Annotated in this window: 18 protein-coding genes; 6 read left to right on the top strand and 12 right to left on the bottom strand. The window is 64.4% G+C overall.

Annotation, left to right across the window (positions count from 1 at the left end; all coding sequences use genetic code 11):
• Positions 1–145 precede the first annotated feature (145 nt).
• The 6 genes from HNQ08_RS23915 to HNQ08_RS23890 all read left to right on the top strand — a co-directional run bounded on the left by HNQ08_RS23915 (position 146) and on the right by HNQ08_RS23890 (position 8739).
• Positions 146–1042 carry an alpha/beta fold hydrolase gene (locus HNQ08_RS23915; protein WP_184137638.1) on the top strand — a complete coding sequence of 299 codons (897 nt, stop codon included), beginning with the start codon at positions 146–148 and terminating at the stop codon, positions 1040–1042.
• An 8-nt stretch (positions 1043–1050) separates the two neighbouring features.
• On the top strand, positions 1051–1341 hold the full coding sequence (locus tag HNQ08_RS23910) for a hypothetical protein (protein WP_184137635.1): 291 nt from the start codon (positions 1051–1053) through the stop codon (positions 1339–1341).
• A 243-nt stretch (positions 1342–1584) separates the two neighbouring features.
• Positions 1585–3297: a sensor histidine kinase gene (locus HNQ08_RS23905; protein ID WP_184137633.1), complete on the top strand. Its 1713-nt coding sequence runs from the start codon at positions 1585–1587 to the stop codon at positions 3295–3297.
• Between the two features lie 295 nt (positions 3298–3592).
• Positions 3593–4141: an HD-GYP domain-containing protein gene (locus HNQ08_RS23900; protein ID WP_229790250.1), complete on the top strand. Its 549-nt coding sequence runs from the start codon at positions 3593–3595 to the stop codon at positions 4139–4141.
• 15 nt (positions 4142–4156) lie between these two features.
• A complete protein-coding gene (locus HNQ08_RS23895) occupies positions 4157–6997 on the top strand; it encodes a CheR family methyltransferase (RefSeq protein ID WP_184137631.1) in 2841 nt (946 codons plus the stop codon).
• Between the two features lie 593 nt (positions 6998–7590).
• A complete protein-coding gene (locus HNQ08_RS23890) occupies positions 7591–8739 on the top strand; it encodes an HD domain-containing phosphohydrolase (RefSeq protein WP_184137629.1) in 1149 nt (382 codons plus the stop codon).
• A gap of 316 nt (positions 8740–9055) precedes the next feature.
• Here the strand turns inward: HNQ08_RS23890 and HNQ08_RS23885 are convergent, their stop codons facing one another.
• The 12 genes from HNQ08_RS23885 to HNQ08_RS23830 form a co-directional block, all read right to left on the bottom strand.
• Positions 9056–9535, bottom strand: coding sequence for a hypothetical protein (locus HNQ08_RS23885; protein WP_184137627.1), 480 nt, complete (start codon positions 9533–9535; stop codon positions 9056–9058).
• A gap of 147 nt (positions 9536–9682) precedes the next feature.
• Positions 9683–10060, bottom strand: coding sequence for a roadblock/LC7 domain-containing protein (locus HNQ08_RS23880; RefSeq protein WP_184137625.1), 378 nt, complete (start codon positions 10058–10060; stop codon positions 9683–9685).
• Between the two features lie 87 nt (positions 10061–10147).
• Positions 10148–10675 carry a GTP-binding protein gene (locus tag HNQ08_RS23875; RefSeq protein ID WP_184137623.1) on the bottom strand — a complete coding sequence of 176 codons (528 nt, stop codon included), beginning with the start codon at positions 10673–10675 and terminating at the stop codon, positions 10148–10150.
• On the bottom strand, positions 10672–11418 hold the full coding sequence (locus HNQ08_RS23870; RefSeq protein WP_184137621.1) for a hypothetical protein: 747 nt from the start codon (positions 11416–11418) through the stop codon (positions 10672–10674). Before HNQ08_RS23870 ends, HNQ08_RS23875 begins: the two co-directional genes overlap by 4 nt.
• Positions 11419–11957: 539 nt before the next feature.
• A complete protein-coding gene (locus HNQ08_RS23865; RefSeq protein WP_184137619.1) occupies positions 11958–12917 on the bottom strand; it encodes an HD domain-containing phosphohydrolase in 960 nt (319 codons plus the stop codon).
• A 598-nt stretch (positions 12918–13515) separates the two neighbouring features.
• Positions 13516–14571 carry a GGDEF domain-containing protein gene (locus HNQ08_RS23860; RefSeq protein WP_229790249.1) on the bottom strand — a complete coding sequence of 352 codons (1056 nt, stop codon included), beginning with the start codon at positions 14569–14571 and terminating at the stop codon, positions 13516–13518.
• 234 nt (positions 14572–14805) lie between these two features.
• Positions 14806–15987: a hypothetical protein gene (locus HNQ08_RS23855; protein WP_184137617.1), complete on the bottom strand. Its 1182-nt coding sequence runs from the start codon at positions 15985–15987 to the stop codon at positions 14806–14808.
• 15 nt (positions 15988–16002) lie between these two features.
• Complete coding sequence (locus HNQ08_RS23850; protein WP_184137615.1) at positions 16003–16623, bottom strand: DUF4158 domain-containing protein; 621 nt, start codon at positions 16621–16623, stop codon at positions 16003–16005.
• Between the two features lie 55 nt (positions 16624–16678).
• The gene (locus HNQ08_RS23845) at positions 16679–17368 is read right to left on the bottom strand and encodes a phenylalanine--tRNA ligase beta subunit-related protein (RefSeq protein WP_184137613.1); all 690 of its coding nucleotides are present in this window, start codon (positions 17366–17368) and stop codon (positions 16679–16681) included.
• Between the two features lie 14 nt (positions 17369–17382).
• The gene (locus HNQ08_RS23840; protein ID WP_184137611.1) at positions 17383–18288 is read right to left on the bottom strand and encodes a DMT family transporter; all 906 of its coding nucleotides are present in this window, start codon (positions 18286–18288) and stop codon (positions 17383–17385) included.
• A 25-nt stretch (positions 18289–18313) separates the two neighbouring features.
• Entirely contained in the window at positions 18314–19171 is an 858-nt protein-coding gene (locus HNQ08_RS23835) for a helix-turn-helix transcriptional regulator (RefSeq protein WP_184137609.1), read from the bottom strand.
• Between the two features lie 156 nt (positions 19172–19327).
• Positions 19328–20971, bottom strand: coding sequence for an IS1182 family transposase (locus tag HNQ08_RS23830; RefSeq protein ID WP_184137607.1), 1644 nt, complete (start codon positions 20969–20971; stop codon positions 19328–19330).
• Positions 20972–21003 lie beyond the last annotated feature (32 nt).

The following is a 21003-nucleotide window of genomic DNA, read 5'->3' as shown; positions in this document are numbered from 1 at the left end:
AAGGCGGGGTGAGCGCGAGGTGAATTCAAAGATGCGATGAAGGCCAGCTTCCCCACGTCTGCTGGAGCCTCTTTAGGCTGTTCAGGCAAGAGAAACGATGTGGCCGCCTGACCCCAGGCACGCGGCCCCGTCGCCGAGGTTTTTCATGAAGCAAGCACACAAGAGCAAATTGGCCCTGACCCTGACGCTTCTTTCCGGCGCAGCCCTGGCTGGCGGCAATGATGGGATGCGGCAGGAAGGCATGCTGGCTGTGAACGGCGCGCAGATTCACTACGTCTCGCAGGGCAGCGGCACACCTATGCTGCTGCTGCACGGTTACCCCCTGAGCGGCGAACTGTTCTCGCGCAACCGCGACGCGCTGGCGAACGCGGGCTACCGGGTCATCACGATTGACCACCGCGGCTACGGCCAGAGCGTGGCCGCGGCGGACGACGCCGGCTCCATCCAGACCTATGCCAACGATGCGCTGACGGTCATGGATCAGCTGAATGTGCCCAGCGCGATCATCGGCGGCATGTCGATGGGCGGCCCCATCGTCTTCGAGATGTACCGCACCGCCCCCGAACGCTTCAAGGGCATGCTGCTGATCGACACCATCGCCAACCCCGCCAACGTGGTGGAGAAGGCCCTGTGGGGCGGCATGGCGCAGAAGGCCGTGACCTACGGCCCGCAGTCGCTGGTGGGCGAACTGCTCAAGGACATGCTGACCGGCGTGACCCGCCTGAACAAACCCGGCGACGTGAAGTTCCTGAGCGACATCGTGCGGCAGGCCAGCGTGGCTGGCGACGTGGCCGGGGCCAAGGCGCTGTCCGAGCGGCCCGACTCGCTGCCCACGCTGGCGAGCATCACCGTGCCGACGCTGATTCTGGAGGGCGTGGAAGACACGGTGTACCCGCCGCCCTTCGCCATGAAGATGGAGCAGAACATCGCGGGCAGCAAGCTGGTGCTGATTCCCGGCGCGGCCCACGCCGCGATTTACGAGAACGCTGACGCCGCCAACCGCGCCATTGTGGACTGGGCACGGTCACAGAACTTCCGTTAAAGGTTCTGGTGGTCAGGGAGGAGGATCGGCCGGATGACCTGCGGCTCTTGCAGGCCCTGGCCGGCGGAGATGAGGGTGCCCTCTTCCTCCTGCACGGCCGCTACGCCGGACGCATCCTGATGCTGGCCCAACGTGAGGGTCTGGCCGATCCTGAACAGGCCGTTGAGGACGCTTTTGTGTTGATGTGCCGTTCAGCGTGCTGTTTTGTCCGTTCCGATCTGCCTCCCCCCATCTGGATCATCGGGATGGCCCTGTGGCACTTCCGACGGATAGGACCTGACACCTTCAGCACCCACTGATCAAGGGCTTGACCTGACGAAGGGCGAAATCCTCTCCAGATCCCGTGAGCGCCTTCTGGATCTGGAGTTTGGAGGCATGCTGAAACGGTGGTGGCAAGAGAGCAACAGAATGAGAAGCGGTGAAAAGCGCTACGACGCTGGCTTTGATGTGGCGGTGACATCAGGCGGCGGGCAAAGCCCTAGACTGCTTCTCTCCCCACGTCCGCCCCGTCTGAACCGTCATCCACGTCGTCGGAGCCTGTCTTGACTCCCGATCCCGCCCCTGAACCCGCCGAACACGAGATGCCCGCCCTGATCCAGGGCTTCGACTGGGCGGCCACCCCGCTGGGACCCCGTGAGGATTGGCCGATCAGTCTGCGCGTCGTCACTGAACTCCTGCTGGCCCAGCCGCTCCCCATGATCGTGTTGTGGGGTCCCGAGCTGATCCAGATTTACAACGACGGCTACCGCATCGTCATGGGCGACAAGCATCCCGCCGGTCTGGGCCAGCCCAACCAGGCATGCTGGCCGGAAGTCTGGGACTTCAACCGCTCCATCTTCGAGGGCGTCCTGACGCGCGGTGAGACCTTCACGTTCACTGATCAACCGCTGGCACTGCGTCCCAGTGACCCCACGGGGCCGGGGTACTTCACGCTGAATTTCAGCCCAGTCAAGGATGATCACGGCGCCGTGGGCGGGGTACTGGCCATCGTGACCGAGACCACCGCCCGGGTGCGCGCCGCGCAGCAGGCCGAGCTTCACCGCATCACCGTCGAACGGCGCAACGCCACCCTGGAGGCGTTCGCCGTCCTGACGCGTGACCTGGGGTTGGAAACGGACGCCCTGACGCTGATCCGCCGTGTGCAGGAGGTGGTGCTGCCGCTGCTGGCCGCCGGGTTCGTGGGGTACTATGTGCCGGAGGACGGCCTGTGGCGCATCAAGGTCCAGGTGGGTCTGGCCAGTTTCCCGGAGTTGCAGGCTGCCGTGGACGCCGGATTTCCCTTTGAGACCACCCCCAACCTGCTGATCCCGTGGCGTAGCGGGCAGGCACACTACCAGGACGTCTATGACCCCGCCGCCGACCAGCTGCTGGGCAATAACCCCTACCCGCAGGCCACCGCGACGCTGCCGGTACGGGTGAACGGGCAGGTTCAGGGCGTGCTGGGCTTCGCGCTGAACGACACCCGCGTCTGGTCCTCGGTGGACCGCGCGGTCCTGGGTACGGTGGAACGCAGCCTGACGCTGGCGTTGGAGCGGCTGGAACAGACCCGGCATGCCGAGCAGCAGCGGGCGGCCTTGCAGGCGGCCAACGAGGAACTCGAAGCCTTTGCCTACAGCGTCTCACACGACTTGCGGGCTCCGGTGCGGCACATCCAGGGCTTCAGCGGGCTGCTGCGCAAGGGCATGGGATCACAGCTGGACCTCAAAGCGTCGCATTACCTGGGCGTGATCGACGAGGCGGCGGGCCGGATGAACGTGCTGATTGACGCCATGCTCGAACTCTCTCGCGCGGCCCGGCTGCCGTTGCGCTTGGGGACGGTGGACCTGGAGGCGCTGGTGCTGCGCTCACGGCAGGACCTGGAGATGGAGGCGCAGGGCCGGGCGGTGCAGTGGCGGGTGACGCCGCTGCCGTTGGTGACCGGGGATCAGGACACCCTGCAACAGGTGGTGAGCAACCTGCTGAGCAACGCCGTGAAGTACACCCGGCCCCGCGAGACGGCGGTCATCGAGGTGTGGGCCGAAGCGCGCGAGGGCGCGTGGGCGGTATTTGTGCGCGACAACGGGGTGGGCTTCGATCCCCAGTATCAGGACAAGTTGTTCGGGGTATTCCAGCGGCTGCACCTGGAGCGCGAGTTTGAGGGCACGGGGGTGGGGCTGGCGAACGTGCGGCGGATCATCGCGCGGCATGGGGGGACGGTCAGCGCGCAGGGCGTGCTGGGCGAGGGCGCAACGTTCGGGTTCACGCTGCCGCGCTGAAGACCGCTCATGGTGCTGATCAGTTGGTATTCCGGGGCCAGGGATGGACTGTCATGGTGATGTTGCTGACGGCGGCGCTCCACAATCTATTGATGCCGGCCTGGTTTCCTGGGGACTGGATTGTTGAGAGTCGTGTGAGGTTCGCTGGGTTATCCTGACGTCATGGGGGCTGGTAGGCTGCGCGTTCTCGCTGAGGCTGAGCTGGACGCCGTCGAGACGGCCTTCCAGCGGCGACTGGCGGCAGGCCGACGCGGCATGCGACGCCGCGCTGCACGCCCTGGCCCTGCTGCTGGAAGTGCGGGACAGCGAAACCCGGGGCCACACGGACCGCGTGACCGCGCTGGCCCTGCGTCTGGCTGGGGCCCTGTCGTGGTCCCCGTCCCACATGCGGGCGCTGCGCTGGGGGGCGTACCTGCACGACATCGGCAAGCTCACGGTCCCGCGCGTGGTGCTGCACAAACCCGGCCCACTGGACGCTGCGGAGTGGACGGTGATGCGTGCGCATGTGGACGCCGGGCTGCGCTTTGCGGCAGAACTGGACGGCCTGCCGGACGCGGCGCTGCGGGTGATAGGGGATCACCATGAGCGTTGGGATGGCCAGGGCTACCCGGCAGGGAAGGTGGGCGAGGAGATCAGTCTGGAAGGCCGGCTGTTCGCGCTGTGCGATGTCTATGACGCCTTGACGAGCGAGCGGCCATACAAGGTGGCGTGGACGCGGGCGGCGGCGCTGGCCGAGATCAAGGCGCAGGCGGGACAGCATTTTGATCCGGTGCTGACCCGGGTGTTCGTGGACCTGTTCGGCCAGGGTGAACATGAGGGCGGCTGGACGGCACAGGTCCCGTAAGGCATAAACTGACCCATGACGAACCGGCGGTGCCCTGCCCGCGAACCCGCCCCTCCAGGAGCCTCGATCATCGCCGAAGAGTCCACCCCCCACCCCCAGGCCCCACTGGAATCTCCCACGCGGGTGGTGGGCATCAGCGGTTCGGCGGGCGCGCTGGACAGCTACGAGCGCTTTTTCCTGGGCCTGCCGCCCAGCACCGGCATGGCCTTCGTCGTGGTGCCTCACCTGGCTCCAAACGCGCCGGGCCTGATGCCGGACCTTCTGGCCCGCTGCACCCCCATGCCCGTGGTCCAGATCACCGGCAGCCAGCCCTTGCGGGCCAACCATGTGTACGTCATTCCGCCGGGCCACAGCCTGAGTCTCCGGGGCGGAACGCTGCGTCCTGGAGACCTGGCCCTGGCGGGCGGCCAGGTGATCGACCACTTCTTCGAGTCGCTGGCCGCCGATCAGCAGGCGCGGGCGGTGGGCATCGTCCTGTCGGGTCTGGGGAGTGACGGCACGCGGGGCATCGGGGCCATCAAGCGGCTCGGCGGTCGGGTGCTGATTGAGGACCCCCAGACGGCCGAGTATCCCGACATGCCCCGCAGCGCGGCAGCCACGGGGCTGGCGGACAATGTACTGCCCGCCCCGGAACTCGCCGTCCGCCTGATGGGCCTAGCGGAGGTGCCCCCGCTGCTGGAGGAGGCCCTGGTCCAGGGTGGGGGTGAATCCGGCACGCCGCTGCAGACGATCCTGCGGCTGGTGCGCGCTCACAGCGGCCATGATTTCACGCTTTACAAGCGCGCCACGCTGATCCGCCGCATTGACCGCCGCATGAAGGGGCGAGGGATCGGGAACGTCGCCGATTATGTCCAGGTGCTGGAAACCTCCCCGGACGAGATCGAGGCGCTGTTTCAGGATTTCACCATCAACGTCACCAGCTTCTTCCGGGACACCGAGGCCTTCGAGGCGCTGAAAATCCAGTTAAGAAGCGTCCTGCAAGGGTACAAACAGGAGCAGGACACTTTTAGGGTCTGGGTCACGGCCTGCTCGACCGGTGAGGAGGCGTACTCCCTGGCCATCGTGCTGCACGAACTGATCACGGAGCTGGCTGGGGAACGGACAGGTGGCCCCCCCCTCAGGGTCCAGATCTTCGCCACCGACATCGACCCGGTGGTCGTGAACACCGCCCGGCAGGGCCTGTACCCAAAGGACATCGCCTACGTCGTGTCGGAAGAGCGCCTGCAGCGGTTCTTTCAGCTCGTCGGCAATCAGTACCAGGTGCGGGGCAGCATCCGGGACAGCGTGGTCTTCGCCACCCACAGCACCTTCGCCGATCCGCCGTTCACGCGTCTGGATCTGGTGAGCTGCCGCAACCTGCTGATCTACATCGGCACCGAACTGCAACGCCAGATCCTGGAGCTGTTCCGCTACGCCCTCAGGCCTGCCGGCCTGCTGTTTCTCGGGGCCAGCGAGTCGATCGGTCCCGATCAGCAGGGCTTTACCGCGCTCGACCGGCGCTGGAAGATTTACCGGCGTGACGGGGGCGAGGCGGGCCGGCCGCCACTGAATCCCTCGTATCCACCACGCGCCGGCGAGACACCGCCCGGTGGCGGGGCGGCTCTGAAGACGGTGCCGACCCGCATTGATTCCGCTGTCCGCCCTGATCTGGCCCCTATGGTGCAGGACGCCTTGCTGGCCGAGTATGCCCCACCGGCCGTGGTGGTCAGTGGTCAGGGTGAGGTGCTGTTCGTGCATGGACGCACCGGCCGATATCTGGAACTCCCGCCAGGGCAGGTGCAGAACAGCGTGTTCGAGATGGTGCCGGTCAGCCTGCGGCTGGCGCTGCGCTCCGCCGTGCGCGAGGCTCACCATAAGCGGCGGCGGGTCACCTACCGGGGGCTGGTGGCCATGACGCCGGGGGAATTCCAGACCGACGGGGCACAGACCGGGAAAGCCCAGACGCTCGACCTGACCGTCCGGCCACTTCAGCCCGCCAGCGATGGGCCGCTGCTGGTCACGTTCCAGCAGACTGGTGAGGCTGTCGCAGAGATGGTAGAGGCTGGGAACGCCGCAGAGGCGGAAGGTGTCAGCGACGCCGGGCACCGCCTGGCCCTGGAACTGGAACTCCGCCACGGCCGTGAGGCGCTACGCGCCACGGTCGAGGAGATGGCCTGCTCGGTGGAGGACCTGCGGATCAGCCATGAGGAACTCCAGACCAGTCACGAGGAGCTGCAGAGTGCCAATGAGGAGCTGATGACCTCGAAAGAGGAACTGCAGTCGCTCAACGAGGAGCTGAGCACCGTGAACGCCGAGCATCAGGTCATCATCCAGGACCAGGCCCGCGCCAACGACGACCTGAACAACCTGCTGGACACCGCGGGAACCGCCATCCTCTTTCTGGGAAATGACCTGACCATCCGGCGGTTCACCGCGCCGATCGGCCGCCTGGTGCGTCTGACGCCGGCCGACGTGGGCCGGCCCCTGGGTGATTTCCACGTCCTGCTGCGCCAGAACCGGCTTGTGACAGACATCCAGAGGGTGCTGAACACCCTGGAACCCCACGAGGCTCAGGTGCAGACCCAGGATGGGGCGTGGTTCCTGCTGCAGATCAATCCCTACCGCACGTCGGACAACCGCATCGACGGCGTGGTGGTGGCCCTGACCAGCATCGCCGTGGTCAAGGCGCTGGAATGGCAACTGGTCGAGTCGCTGAACCTGAACCGGGCGGCGCTGGACGCCAAGCCGGATCCCCTGCTGCTGCTGGACCAGCACTTGCGCGCCGTGACGGCCAGCCAGGCTTTGCTGACGCTGCTGGAGGGTGAGGGGCCAGGCACTGGGAACCTCGCCTTTGATGTGCCGGTTCTGTCAAGTTAAGTGTTTAGTGACTCATGTCACTTTATATTGGTAGTTTATAAATTAAGAGGTTGGACTTTATTTGTATAAGAACATAATACTAAGCCTGTTTTGGCCTAATTCTTGGAGGGTCCTGTCTGAGTTCCAAGGCGTTTAAACTCATTATTCACATGCTGTCCGATTAACTTGACAGAACCGCGTGCACAGGATGTCAAGCCCACTTTCGGCTCGCACTTCAGAGAGGACCTGGTTCTTTTGCCGGTCCCAGTGTCGTTGACCGCAGAACAGGGGCATCTGGCAGCCTCCACAGCCTGCGTCGGGCACGAAAGTGAGCCGGAAAGCTGATTTTTTGTGTGGCATACTTTAAGTCATGCCACGCCTCTGTTCTGTCCTCAGGCGCTAACTCCCATCCCTCTGGTGTTGTTTGGGCTCCGGTTTTCCAGAGCGGCCAGTGATACACCGCCCAGCACTTTGACCTGGTGTGAACGGTTTGGGACGACTTCTGGCTGTCCCAAACCGCAGCGTGTACTTTCCTTGTGCTGGTTCGGCTGGCTGCTCCCTCGCTTCGGCTGCCCTGTGACGGTCTTGTCAGTGGGGCCAACTATTGTGCTGTTATGGAGTCGTCTTCAGTCCTCAAGCCACGTGTCTCAGACCTGATTGCGGGTGACGATGCGCGCACCACGGCAGCCCAGTCGGTCCTGACCTTGACCCGGCTGGCCGTCTCAGCCCCAGACCTGGCCAGCGGCGTGACCCCCACCCTGGAACACCTGGTGACCCATACTGCCGCTGTGGGCTCGGCCTACTTCCAGGTGGGCGGTGCGCAGGCCCTGACCTATCAGGTGCGCGCTGCATGGGGCGAGATGCCGCAGACCCCGGGCATGCAGCACATTGCCATTCATGGCCTGCCCAGCGACACGCCTCTCATGCGTGCGCTGGAAGTCAGTACCCAACCCCTGTTCTTCGATGACACCAGCGCGTCCCCTCAGACGGCGGGGTTTCCTGAACTGGGGGTGGCCAGTCTGGCCGCCTGCCCGGTCTGCGACGCCGAGGGCCGCCTGCTGGGCGCGTTTCTGATGCATACCCTGGCACCGCACCGCTGGCAGGCCGAGGAAGCCGCGCTGTTTAGCATGGTGTCCGGCACCATTGCGGGTCTGGCGGGCCGCCTGGCGGCCGATGAGCAGACGATCCAGGCGCGTGAAGCGGCCCTGCGGGCGTTGGGTCTGGCCTTGGAAGCACGCGACGGCGAAACGCAGGGCCACACGGACCGGGTGACCACGCTGGCCCTGCGGATGGGGGCGGCGTTGTCGTGGGATCCGGCACGACTCCAGGCGCTGCGTTGGGGCGCGTACTTGCACGACATTGGCAAGATCGCCATCCCGGACGCGGTGTTGCTCAAGCCTGACAAGCTGAGCGAGGCCGAGTGGGCGGTGATGCGCTCGCATGTGGAGGCAGGCGTTCGCTTTGCCACAGCGTTAGGTTTTCTTCCGACAGCGGCACTAAATGTGGTGGCTGATCACCATGAGCGCTGGAATGGTCAGGGCTACCCGGCGGGAAAGATGGGGGACGCCATCAGTCTGGAGGGACGGATTTTCGCGCTGTGTGACGTGTATGACGCGCTCACGAGCGAGCGGCCCTACAAGACGGCCTGGAGCACAGAGACCGCTTTAGCTGAGATCAGGACTCAGGCGGGACAGCACTTCGATCCGGACCTGGCGCAAGTGTTCATCGAAATGATGGCTGAAAACAGGCGGCATTTCGTCTGAAGGCCCAGGGCTTGGAGGCGTTGGCGTAGGCATCGATGCTCAGGAAGCGGAAGAGATGGGGATTCTCCACCATGCAAAACCTGAGGTGTGGACGCAGCATCTACGTTCTCCGCCACAGGATAGATCTGCAACAGAGGGTGAACGCATCACCCCCGTTTGAACAGGACAGCGAGCCCCTCCGTCAGGTCAGCCTGGCGCGGAGACAGGTCCTTGTTGTGAGCGTGCAGCAGCATCCGTAAGCGCTCGGAGTCAAATGTCTTAACAAGACTGAAAAGGGCACCTTCACCACTCCTGGTGAAGGTGCCCCGAAAGCCGCTTAGAGCGGGCTAAAGACGAACTTGTCGCACGTCCCGCCGCGCAGCACGCTGTCGGTATGCTCCCCCAGGTACAGCTCGCCCGTGATGGCCTCCAGTGCGCCCCACACCGCGCCCAGCGTGAAGGTGCACTTGCGGTCACTGCCCATGGCTTCGCCCGCCGAGCACACGGTGTCCTGGGTCTCGATGACGACGTTCTGGCCTTCACGGTAGGATCTGGTCACACCGGCGAGACAGGTGCCGTCCCTGCCGATGGCCGCGTTCAGCAGCCCAGCGAGTTGTTCGATGGGCACGTTGCTGCCAGCCACGCCCAGTTCAGTGGCGAGGTCACGGCCCCGGACCTTGCCGGCGCGGATGAAAACCACGGCGGCGCCGTCCGGGCCGAGGGTATCCTCGACGCCGACGATCACGGCCTTGAAGCAGACGATGGAGCTGTAGTCGCCCAGGTGCGGGCGCAGAGACGGGGTGAGGGTGGCAGTCATGGGAATTCTCCTTGGGTACAGGGTGCTGAGCAGCCCCGCGAGTGAAGTGGACAGTGTGGCCATGGGGCCTCCGGACGATGGGTGTTGCTGGTGTTCGCTGCCACGCGAATGACGTTGGGTCTGCGAACAAACTGATGAGTGTTGGCCTTACAGGATGATAGAGACGCTCTGGGCCGCATCCCGGGCTTCCATGTGCAGGAGGCCCAGGTTGACGCCGGCCGGCGCGACAACGGCCAGCACGCCTTTCTTCCCGGCGGCGTAGATGTACACCTGGCCATCGGTGCCGCCCACGCTCATGTCGGTGAGCTGGCCCGATCCCAGGGTTTCATTGATGCGCTTGCCCAGTCCCAGGGCGGTGGCGGCCATCGCCGCCACGCGGTTGGCGTCCGCGCCGCCGCCCATGTCCTGTGCGATGGGCAGGCCGTCGACGGTGGCCACCAGCGCGCCACGCAGTTCGGGTAGCGCGCCGCGCAGGGTGGTGAGGGTGGAGGTCAGCTGGTCTTGCTTGCTCATGGTAGCCGTCATGGTGGTTCCTTTCCGGAAGATTTGAGTGATTCCGGGCACAAGAGAAGAGGCGAATTCAGAAGGGGCGAAGGGTGAGCTATGGGATTTTCAGTGAAGCGGCACCAATTGCAGTTCCAGCAGGGTGGCGAGCGTCTGACGCACCTCGTCCGGGTGGGTGGCGTTCAGACCCACCACCTGCCGTTCGGGCAGGCCGAAATACAGGGCCACATCTTCTGGCTGCCACACTGCGGCCTGGTCCTGCCGGGTCACGCCGACCAGGAACGGCACGGGGATGCGGCTGGTAATGAAGTCGAGCATGTTGCGGGCGTGGGTGAAATCCTGTGGGCGGTTTCCGGCCACCAGGAGCACCAGGCCCAGGGCGCCCTCACACAGCACTTCCCACATGAAGTTGAAGCGGTCCTGGCCCGGTGTGCCGTACAGGTGTACGTCCTGGCCGTCCAGGCGCAAGGTGCCGAAGTCGAAGGCGACGGTGGTGTATTGCTTGCCGATGTCTTCGCTGGCCTCCGCCTCGGTGGCGACAACAGGAGTTTCGGAAATAGTTTGGACGAAGGTGGTCTTGCCGGCCCCGACTGGCCCGGAGATCACCAGCTTGAGGGGCGGCCCAAAGGCGGTCATGCGGCGCCGCCTTGGGTGAAGCGGCGCAGCGCCCCCAGCAGGCGCTGCACCAGCAGCCGGGGTGCTGGGGAGGTGGGAGGGAGGGTGACGGGCGTGATGTCGTCCACGGTGGAGCCTCCCGGGCCCTGCGGCATGGGCGCATGGTGGGCAACGGATGCTGGGCGTGAAACCGCCGCCCGTTGCGGCGTGATCAGGTCCAGGGCCCGGAGTCGGTACAGCGCCGTCTGCATGTCGTGCGGGGACAGGTCCAAGCGCGGCGCGAGTTCAGCGGCGCTGCTGCCCTGAGCCAGGTGGGGTTGAACCCTGGCCCAGAGCTGCACAAGCGAGGCGGGCACGGGTGGGGACTGCGGCGTGAGGGTGAACCGTGTGTCGGGATGCGGCAGCTGATCGGCGGGAACCACGGGCCCAGGCATGCCGGGGAGCGTGGATTCGACGATGTCGTACACCAGGTCGGCAAAGGGCTGATCGTAGAGACGGACATCGCCCACGAGCAGGGTTTGACGGTGCAATTCGAACGCCCCGTGGCCCTGAACATGAAGCTGGTGCAGGATAGCCCGCGCCTGGGTCAGGTCTTGAATGGGAAAGCCGTCCAGGTACATCGCGTGCAGGTGCCCCCGGTTCAACACCAGTTCGACGGTCTTGCCCTGGTAGGCGGAATGAAATAACAACGTGCCGGTGTGAATGTGGATGACTTTTGCCAGATCGGCGAGCGTTTGATGTTTGAGGTCGCCGAACAGGGCCATAGCAACTCCTTGCGAGAGGCGAAAAGTGGGGTCTCAGACGAGAAGCTGAGCAGGCAACTGCCGGGCGGCTTGAGGCCGGGTTTAGTTGTATCGGGTGCAATGTGACAAATTCATCACTGGTTAGGGCGTCTCCCTGAATGAGGTATCAAGAACTACAGTCCAAGAACGACGACGAGGAAAATTGCGTCCTGGATGCCGTTCAGAACACCGTTGCCAGCGACCGTTGCAGGAAATGGGACGTACAGTGGGTCGGTTGTCCCGGAACTGCTGTGGAGGGATTGATCGCCTCTCGGGTGTCTGGAACGATGGAAAATGAGGGAAAAATAATGCCGATAGACCAACAACCTCAGTCAGTTTTTTGTGAACTTCGGTGTCACGACACGCTTCCAGAAGTCACGCGGCAACAGCGCTTCGTCGAACGGTCATTTTGGACGCACCAGCCTGTTGTTCAAGGCAGATGATGACCGTACGGCCGGCCTTTGCCTGCCTTCGCAAGCACGCTGGAGAACGGCGCCCTGAAGAGAGCGGCAAAGGTCACCTCAGGACGCGGTCAACTCTAGAAAAGCGTGCACCACTTGTGGATCGAACTGAAGGCCTGCCTGCCGTGCGATCTCCGCCTGGGCCTGCCCAGGCGTCCAAGCCGCCTTGTACGGCCGGTCGCTGATCAGCGCGTCATACACGTCCACCACCGCGAAGATGCGCGCCAGCAAGGGAATCTGGTCCCAGGCCAGCTCGTCCGGATAGCCGTGTCCGTCCCAACGCTCGTGGTGGTGGCGGATCACTCCCAGCGCCGCCGGTGGCAGAAAGCCCAGGGCCGCCGCAAAGCGCACCCCCTCTGTGGGGTGAGCGTGAATCAAGGCCCGCTCGTCCACGTCCAGTACGCCTGGTTTGCGCAGTACGCGGTCCGGGACCCCGATCTTGCCTACATCATGCAGCGTCGCCCCCAGTTCGAGCGCGGTCAGGTCCGTGGCATTCAGTCCCAAGGCTCGCCCCAAGGCCAGGGCCTGGGCCACCACCCGGTCCGTGTGTCCCCCGGTCTCCCCATCCCGCACTTCCAGTGCCAGCCCCAGCGCGCGCACCGCAGAGCGCTGCGCCAGGAGGGCCGCCGTCTCGGCCTGTTTTTGTGCGTCGATGTCGGTGCAACTGCCCACCCAGGTGACGTCGTCAGCGCCTGGAGTGGCCACCTTGCGACCGCGTACGACAAACCAGCGGTGCTGCCCGTGCGTGTTGCGCAGCCGGTATTCGATGTCATACGGCTGTCCGCTGTGAATGGCCGCGGTCCAGACCTTCACGGTGGGGGCCACGTCTTCAGGATGCAGGGCGGCTTCAAAGCCGAAACCCTGGGCCTCGCCGATCAGGCCGGTGTACTCGGTCCAGCGCCCGTTGACATGGGTCCAGCGGCCGGTGGCGTCGGCCGTCCAGAGCAGGATAGGCATCTCTTCGACGAGCCGCCGGTATTCGGGTGCCGGCCCCAACGCCATCGGGGACAGGTGCGTCATCGGCGGAGTCTACGGGGACTGGCCGCACCTCCCCATGATTGATGGATGTAGAGAAACTTCATCCAACGGGGGATGGGACCTGGAAGGAGGCACTAAAGCGGATCACGGCACTCCTGCCGCCGATCCAGGGCCGCACACCGAACGGAGGGGTCCTCTTGGGCACCACGAGCTGGACCCGGCATTCAGCTTACCCGCCCTTCAATCCCGAGGTCTGACTGCCGTGTGCTCACTCAGACTCTGCCCCAGTGACTGATGGCGTGGCAGGCACCTCGAGCACTTCAGGATTGTTCAACCTTTGAGACACACAGCGTTCGCTGTACCGTTCCATCGGCTCGACTAATCCGGTCAGATTGCCCAGTTCCCCTCGACGTACCGATTGAACAGCGGTAGGAACTGCTGAGACACGGGGTGGCAGGAGCGTTGTTGCTTGTGCAACCGCTCCCAACGCCAGAGCCGCTCTCCCGTCCACTCTTCAGGCGTTATCGGTGTCCCGTCGGGATGCTTCATCCCTTCTCCTCAGCCGTGTGGGTCTGCCGTCATCTGCAGTTTCAGGCTCCTGCCCGTCCTGAAGCGGTGCAGGACCGGTGGAATGTTGTCCTTACCGTCCCGGCCCACCCCGGCGCTTGTGCCGGTACATCGCGTCATCGGCGCGCGACAGCCACGCGTCCGCCGTCTCCCCGGCTCGCCTGCGGGTCGCGCCCACGCTGGCCGCCGCTCCCGGGTAGTACGCCCGCACGGCCTGGGTCACCCGGTCGACGATAACCGCCCCTGCCGGCCCGTCGTCCGGCAACAGCAGCGCGAATTCATCCCCGCTGATGCGGTACACCTGCCCGAAAGCCCCTGCCTGCTCCGTAAAGCCCTCAGCGAATCGGCGCAGCAGGTCATCGCCCGCCGCGTGCCCCAGGCGGTCATTGACCTCTTTGAGGCCGTCCACGTCGATCACCGCCAGCTGGCCCTCGGCTCCTGAAGCGGCCGTGGCCGCTTCCAGATCACGCGCCAGGGCGCGGCGGTTGAGCAGCCCGGTCAGCGGGTCACGGTGGGCCAGGTCATGCAGGGCCTGCGCCCGTCCATCGGCGTGGGTCACCTGGTCTCGGAAGGTACTGAACAAATGGAGGACCGTGATCAGCGCGCCATGGGAGAACAGCAGGGTCACCGGCAGCGTCAGGCTGTCGAAGACGCCGGTCTGCCCCAGCGTTCGCCAGGCGTGGGGCAGTGCCGTGAGGATCAGGAGCGCCAGGGTGCCCCACGCCCAGCGTGCCGCGCTTGAAGGGGATAACTGTACGAACAGAAAGACGTACACGGTGGTGAGGTGCAGCAGGACGGCCAAGCGGACCATTGGGGTGGCCGGATGGCCCGGCAGCAGGTACAGCGCCGTGACCCAGGCCAGCAGCAGGAGGACCGCGTAGATCGGCGCGGCGCTGTTCAGCAGGATAGCTCTGGAGAAGCGTGGGCCGAACAGGGCCAGGCTGCTGTAGGCGATGATGAAGCTCAGAAGGCCCACGTACGGCGGGGCGGCCAGGCGTAGGGCCGTTAGAATGGCCAATCCAATGGCAGCGGCGAGCGGTGGAATCCAGAGCAGCAGGCGGGCGGGATCGAACGACAACGGCGGGGTCTGCCCGGGCTGGGCGGTGGTCCGGGCGGGTGGCGGGTTCATGGCAGAGGGACCTCGATTGGAAGGGAGCGTCCATTCCAGCAAGTGCACCCGGTGCAAGGTGTTAGTAGAGATTAAAGGCCATTGGCTTTCCAAGACCTCACAACCCAGGCTCTGGGCGCGCATGAATGGACAATCCGTACGACCCGAATGATCTGCTGGTGGGAGCTCATTTGCGCTAGAGACACCAGGTGACCCCTGACGGGAGCTCGAAGCGTGAAGGCACGCTGAACAACGTTAGCCTGCGCCGCTGGGCCATGCGCTGTGCACAGACCGATTTTGAAGTCGTACCAGCACGGATTCGTTATTCCTCTGGATGAAGGCATCCGCCAGACCCGTGAACGCGTGGACTTCCATCAGCAGCTCCGCCAGATCAACCACCGGCAGGCGGGCCGAAGTCTTGGCCCGCCGCACTTTCAGGCTGGGCGGCTCAGCTAGGGCGTCCGGGGCAGCCAGATGCACACGGGTCTGTCCCGCTTCCTGGGTCAGCCACAGGGCGTCGTTGGTGTCCAGATGGCGGCCCACCTCGTGGTAAGCGTGGTCCAGTTCAAGGCTGAGCCGGGACAGCTCTGAGGCCGGATCAAGCTCGCGTTCCAGGACGCGGCACACGTCCACGCGGGCGTCCAGCCACGCTTCGCCTTGCAGCAGTTCGGCCCGTGGATCGCCGTACTGCGCGCTGCGAACCACGAAGACTTCCCGGCGCTGAAAAGGCTGCATCAGGCTTTTCAGCACGCACAGGGTGTACGCCTCATGGTTGAACTCGCCTTTGGGCGGAAACACCTGCCGCTCCCAGCTTTTAGGCACGACGCTCCGGGGAGCGTCGCCCCAGCCGGGCGTGCCACGCCCCGGCTGCTCCATCCTTGTTAGAAATGCCAGCGCATCCAGCAGCGGTTTCGCGGAAGGTGTTCCGGTAAAGGTGATGGTCTGTAACAGCAGCCATTGAAAGCGCCGGATGGTAGTATAGGAGTCGCTCAGCGCCTTAGGCAGGGCCTCCCCAGCAGGTCTGGCAAGTTCATCCACCACGCGCACGGCCTCGCGCATGGCCGCCTTACCCACCTGCGCAATGACCTGCTGGCGAGCGTCCTGCCCTTCTGAGTTCAGCACCTGCACGGCGTCCCTCAGCAGCAAGGCCGCCTGGTCCAGATCCTTCAGGGAACGCAGGCTTTCCCGTTTGCGTTTTGCCTCGCCCCGCAGGGCAAAACTCGCCATCAAACCGTGAAAGATGTCCAGTGCGTCGTCGGTGGCGGTGCGTTCCAGATGTTGCAAGAAGACCAGCAGGGTGGCCAGACGACGTTCCTCGCCCAAGCGCTCGATCAGTTGCGCCCGCACCTTCTGGGCGTGGCGCACCAGCACGGCCTGTCTGGCTTCGGGAACGTCGGAGAGGTCAAGGTCTCCAATGCCCGGGGCGCGAATCTGCACTACCCGGTGCAGCGCCTAGGTCAGAGAAAGCGCCCCCACCCGTGAAGAGGGCGTGCGCAGGACTTCGAGTGGGGTCTGCCACTTGCCCTCCGGCAGCACCAGCAACCGTTCCAGGCTCTGCCGCTGCTCCGCACTCAGCCGTGCCAGCGCACTGACACCGGGCAGCACCACCTTCTGGGCAATCAGATGGGCCGTGGCGAAATCGAACAGGACGATGGGGCCGATGGCACTCACTGCGAGGTGGGCGTAGATCCGGCGGATCAGCCGGAAGGCCTGAACCCCGTCAAATTCCTGATACTCCAGAGACCGAATGATGCTGTGGCGGTGGGTGTAGCGGGTTTCCTCGCGCAGGGCGTAGGGCATGAACACGTCTGCTGGTAGGCCCAGTTGACCAGCGACATGCCGGACAGCCACCTGTGGCACCTGAATGGGGTTGGGCAGAAAGGTTCCCAGATACCGCAGGGTGCAGAGCTGGACGGCGAAACCGAGTTTATTGTGATTGCGGCGGCGCTCGGCGATCAAGGTGAGATCGGCCTCATCCAGAAAGAAGTAGGGGGCCAGTTGCTCGGGCGTAGGGTCAGCCGCAAACCGCCCGTAACGGGCAGCCTGATCATCGAGGATGAATTCGACGGGCATGAATGGATCAGCTCTGCACTTGGCGTGTCTGTTCCAATTTATTGACCCCTCCTGCTCACGAAGTGACTCCACCCGTAAAAATCTCCAGACCTTCTACCTGCACTCCAGACGCGAAGAGCCGCACGTGACTGAGCATGATGTCCAGTTGCTGCCGAACCCGCTGCTCTGTTACGCCAGGGGGCGCATAACACACGTACAGAACGCGCCGCGTCGCTGTTGAAACCGGCGTCCGCCGATCCTGCCCGTACAGGATGGTGCAGACGGTGCCCTGGGTGTCCGCCATCATCATGTCGCTGGCCTTGAGACTGCGGACCTTGCCGTTCATCTGCTCGAACGCCTCCCCACCCTGCGTCACGTCGATGGTCAGTGGCCACGCCAGTCGGTCCGCATCGTGGCTGGCCGTCAGCACCAGCGTTTCAAGCTCAGCGAGAAAGCTGGCGTCCACGAGCGGACTCACGTTCGGCATGGCCTTGTTCTTGTGGACGATGGACTCCTGTTGAAGCTGGACATGGTAGGTCTGGTCAAACCCCCTGTAATACGCCCGGTAGGCATTCAGCACCTCAAGCTCGAGCAGCTCAGCGCGGGAGAGGTGGCCGAACTCGGCCCGCAGCCGTGTTTCCAGGCTCCGCTTGCGCTCTTCGAGTTCAGGTCCCCGCCTCGTGTTGTCGATGTTGTTCAAGAGCAGCGCCCCAACATGCCCGCCGGGGAATGCCTCCTGCCACGCAGGTGTCGTTTGAATCTCCATGTTGATCTCCTTTTTCATTCTTCTGAGCGGGCGAAAACAACGGTGGCGCACAGGACGCAGGCCAGCCCCAGGGCGTGCCACAGCGTCAGCCGTTCATGCAGCGCCAGGGCGGAGAGCGCCACGGCGCTGACGGGGAGCCATCCGGTGTACACGGCGGCTGTACTCGCGCTCAGATAGCGCACCCCGGCAAACCACAGGACATAGGCCAGTACAGTGGCTCCCAGGGCGTAATAGAGGAGGGCCACGCCGTCACCGAGGGTCAGACTGGAGAAGTCGAAGTGCAGGGCCTCGGGGACAGCCAGAGGCAGGAACAGGAGCAGGGCGAGCGTCGTGACCACGGTGGTGGCGGCCAGTGGACTGAGACGTGCGCCGGACAGGCGACTCAGCACGTTCCACGACGCTTCACCGAACACCGCCCCCAGGACGAAGAGGCCGCCCAGCAGGGGACGTGCGCCTGCGTCCGGTGACGCGCCGGGGACCGTCAACACCAGAATGCCGAGGGCGGTCAGCGCGACGCCGATGATGTCCCTGGCCCCCAGGCGTTCGCGCAAAAGGAGCCAGGCAAGCAAGGCCGTCACGGCGGGGACGGCGCTGGTCAGGATGCCTGCTGAGGCTGCTGACGTGAGGGGAATACCGTAAAAAAGAAAGATCCGGAACAGCACGATGCCGCACAAGGCTTGCAGGATCAGCGGACGCCACGCGTCCGGTGGGACGCGGACCGGCCCTTCCCGCCACCAGGTCAGTCCGATCAGGACCACCGAGGCGGGCAGCAGGATCAGGGCGTTGGCGAGAAAGAGAGGCAGACTCGCCCCGACGATCTTGGTCATCACCACGGAACTGCCCGCCAGCAACATGGCGAGCGCGAGGTGGAGGCGGGCATGGACCGAACGGCGCGCGTCCGGCGTGGCGGCAAAGAGCATGGGGGGACGCTAGTGGGTCAGGCGCTCAGGAAGATAGAACGTTCTTGACGCCCCGGCGGTACTGCTGCGGCGTGACACCAAAGGTGCGGCGAAAGTGCCTGCCGAGGTGACTCTGATCGGCAAAGCCTGCGAGCAACGCGGCGTCCACAACGGTTTCGCCGCCTCGCAGAAAACGCTTGGCGTGTCTGAGCCGAACCTGGAGTTGATACGCGTGCGGCGGTAGACCGTAGGTGCGGCGAAACGCCCGCAGCAGCGTGAAGGGGTTGAGTCCGGTGGTGGCTGCCAGCTCGTCCAGGGTCACGTTGCGCGCGAACTCGTCTTCCAACTGGGAGCGCACCAGGCGCAGCGCACCTGGCTCGTGCAGGGCCGTTCTCAGAGCTGGGGGCTGGAAGGCGTGCCGCCTCACCAGATGGGTTAGCGCGGCGCGCATCAGGGATTCGCGTGTCAGACTGGAAGCGTGCTCCTCAAAAGCCCGGTGTGCGGTGACCAGCGACTGAAACAGCGCTGGATCGTCGATCACGACGGGGAGGCGGGGAAGCGCGTCTGAAGCATCATCAAAGTCGGTGAAGGCCCCCTGGAGGAGCGGAACGTCCGGGTAGAAGTTGCGGTACGTCCAGCCGTCGGTGGTCTCGGCGTGTCCAGTGTGAACTTCGTCTGGGTGGATGAGGCCGATCAGGCCAGGGCGCAGGGTGTGAGTGGCCCCCTGGCAATCGAAGGTCATCGCGCCGTGGCCGAGGAGTCCGATGCTGTAGGTGTCGTGGGTGTGCCGGGCAAAGGCGTGGGTGGTGAAGCTACCGTGGAGCAAGTCGAGGCCACCGAGTTCAAGCGCGCGCCAACTCTGCACAGGCATGCGCGCGTGCGTGGTCAACCGATGCCCGGACATGGCGTCATCATGTCACAGAGCGGGAAAAGCGCAGTTCCAGTGGAGCGATTTCGACGCATCAGATCTCGGTGAGGAGAGAATCTAGCTCAGCAAGCCTGATGTACCAGACGTCCTTCCTGCGGTCATTCTCCTGACTCTGGTGGCGAAGTCGGCGGATCAGGCGGAGACGGCTAGCTGGCTGAAGCGGGAGACGCGGGTTCGGCCTGGCTTGTCCCCGTTCAGCCAGCTCACCGCGCGAAGAACATTGATGGCAGCGCAAGTAGCGGCATGTTGCAAGGCCGTTTTCCTCAGACCCCGATAGCGTGTACGACGGAGGCCCAAGGCACGGGTGCCTTGGGACAAGGTGCCCTCGATTCCGGCACGCCGGTGGTACAGGGCTTGCCACTCCTGTGAAGTGGCGTATTCGCGTGCCAGCCGTAGCGCTTCGTGTTTCTCACGGGGTTGGATCACCACGCGGCGTCCACCTTTGGCCTTGGTGCACAGGGATCGAACGGCACACGCGGCGCAGACCTCCCGATCAAACTGAATGAGGATCTCCAGCGTGCCAAAGCGGTTCACCGTTGGATACCAGCCTCGCGTCGTCGCACCCTGCGGACAGGTGACTTGGCAGTGGTCCCAGTCGATCTGAAAGTGGCTGGCGGCGTAGCCCGTGCCCGCACGGGCTTGCCAACTTCGGTTCTCGCGGGTCGGACCGATGAGATTGACGCCGTGTTCCGGCACGCTGGAGGCCAACAGCTCCGCGTCAATGTATCCAGCATCCACGATGTGTTTCTCAGGGAGGAGGTTGCGCTGAGCCAAGGCCGCATGGATCGGGGCTGTACTGGTGACATCCTGGATGGTGGAATTGGTGGTGTGGACGTGGGTGATCAGGTGCGGCAACTCTGCATCACAAGTCTCGCTGATATGGACCTTGTACCCGATCCACTCGTGCTCACGACGGGTGGAGTAAGCCGCTTCGGCGTCGTAAGGGGAGTTGAAGCGTTCACCTGAGGGGGCCAGTTCGTCGCCTCGTCGCCAGCGAATCCGCCCTTCTTCACGAATGAAATTCTGCGCCCACCACTGTTCGAACACTTTGATCATCGGCAGGCGACGAAGACCCTCGGGGGTCCCTTCGCCGTTGAGCGCGTCCAGCAGGGTAAAGCCGTCAGTAGCCACCGCTAAGCCATACGCTTCACGGGTAGCTTTGCCTTTCGGGAGGCGGTAGTCCTCGACCCGGTGCCCGTAGCGCTCAAACCACTCGGGCTGTGCGACACGGCGGACCCATTCAGGGTCCGCCCCACTCAACGCATTCAATGCCGCCCGCACCATTTCCGCTGCCGATTCCAACCGTTGGAGTCGTCGTACCGCAGCCAGGACGTGTGTGGAATCGGTACGCTGATGCCCACGGGCACGAATCAATCCCTTAGTTTGGAAGTGCTCCAGCATGCGGTCCAGCAGCCGCGCTTCGGCTTGGTTCTGGGTCAGACGGGTCCGAAACTCGCTCAGCACACTCCGGTCGAAACCGGGGTCAGTGAGATCGAGTCCCAGGGCGTACTTCCAGTCCACCCGACCTCGGACCTGATCCGCCACCTGACGGTCCGTCAGGTTCTCCAAAAATTGCAGCACGGTGACCAGGGCCAATCGCCAGGGAGATAGGGCAGGCTGGCCGAGGTTGGGATACAGGTCAGCAAAATCCGCGTTGGTGTACAGCGTTCCCAGCTCGTCTCGTAACCGCATGGCGAGGCTGCCTTTTCGAAAGGCAGCCCGAGCCACACGAACTGTTTCTTCAGGGATGGCACCGATGGGTTCAGGGCGCAACATGCTCCAGTTTGCACCTGACCAACTTCGCCACC

The organism is Deinococcus humi (genome assembly GCF_014201875.1).
GTDB classification, from domain to species: domain Bacteria; phylum Deinococcota; class Deinococci; order Deinococcales; family Deinococcaceae; genus Deinococcus; species Deinococcus humi.
Note: the sequence above shows the minus strand (reverse complement) of the source record. Positions and strands in the feature narration are given on the sequence as shown.

Excerpts from the sequence above, each read along its gene's own strand:
- HNQ08_RS23915 (WP_184137638.1), top strand. The coding sequence starts at position 146 with ATGAAGCAAGCACACAAGAGCAAATTGGCCCTGACCCTGACGCTTCTT.
- HNQ08_RS23895 (WP_184137631.1), top strand. The coding sequence starts at position 4,157 with ATGACGAACCGGCGGTGCCCTGCCCGCGAACCCGCCCCTCCAGGAGCC.
- HNQ08_RS23890 (WP_184137629.1), top strand. The coding sequence starts at position 7,591 with ATGGAGTCGTCTTCAGTCCTCAAGCCACGTGTCTCAGACCTGATTGCG.
- HNQ08_RS23885 (WP_184137627.1), bottom strand. The coding sequence starts at position 9,535 with ATGACTGCCACCCTCACCCCGTCTCTGCGCCCGCACCTGGGCGACTAC.
- HNQ08_RS23880 (WP_184137625.1), bottom strand. The coding sequence starts at position 10,060 with ATGACGGCTACCATGAGCAAGCAAGACCAGCTGACCTCCACCCTCACC.
- HNQ08_RS23875 (WP_184137623.1), bottom strand. The coding sequence starts at position 10,675 with ATGACCGCCTTTGGGCCGCCCCTCAAGCTGGTGATCTCCGGGCCAGTC.
- HNQ08_RS23870 (WP_184137621.1), bottom strand. The coding sequence starts at position 11,418 with ATGGCCCTGTTCGGCGACCTCAAACATCAAACGCTCGCCGATCTGGCA.
- HNQ08_RS23865 (WP_184137619.1), bottom strand. The coding sequence starts at position 12,917 with ATGACGCACCTGTCCCCGATGGCGTTGGGGCCGGCACCCGAATACCGG.
- HNQ08_RS23860 (WP_229790249.1), bottom strand. The coding sequence starts at position 14,571 with ATGAACCCGCCACCCGCCCGGACCACCGCCCAGCCCGGGCAGACCCCG.
- HNQ08_RS23850 (WP_184137615.1), bottom strand. The coding sequence starts at position 16,623 with ATGCCCGTCGAATTCATCCTCGATGATCAGGCTGCCCGTTACGGGCGG.
- HNQ08_RS23845 (WP_184137613.1), bottom strand. The coding sequence starts at position 17,368 with ATGGAGATTCAAACGACACCTGCGTGGCAGGAGGCATTCCCCGGCGGG.
- HNQ08_RS23840 (WP_184137611.1), bottom strand. The coding sequence starts at position 18,288 with ATGCTCTTTGCCGCCACGCCGGACGCGCGCCGTTCGGTCCATGCCCGC.
- HNQ08_RS23835 (WP_184137609.1), bottom strand. The coding sequence starts at position 19,171 with ATGTCCGGGCATCGGTTGACCACGCACGCGCGCATGCCTGTGCAGAGT.
- HNQ08_RS23830 (WP_184137607.1), bottom strand. The coding sequence starts at position 20,971 with ATGTTGCGCCCTGAACCCATCGGTGCCATCCCTGAAGAAACAGTTCGT.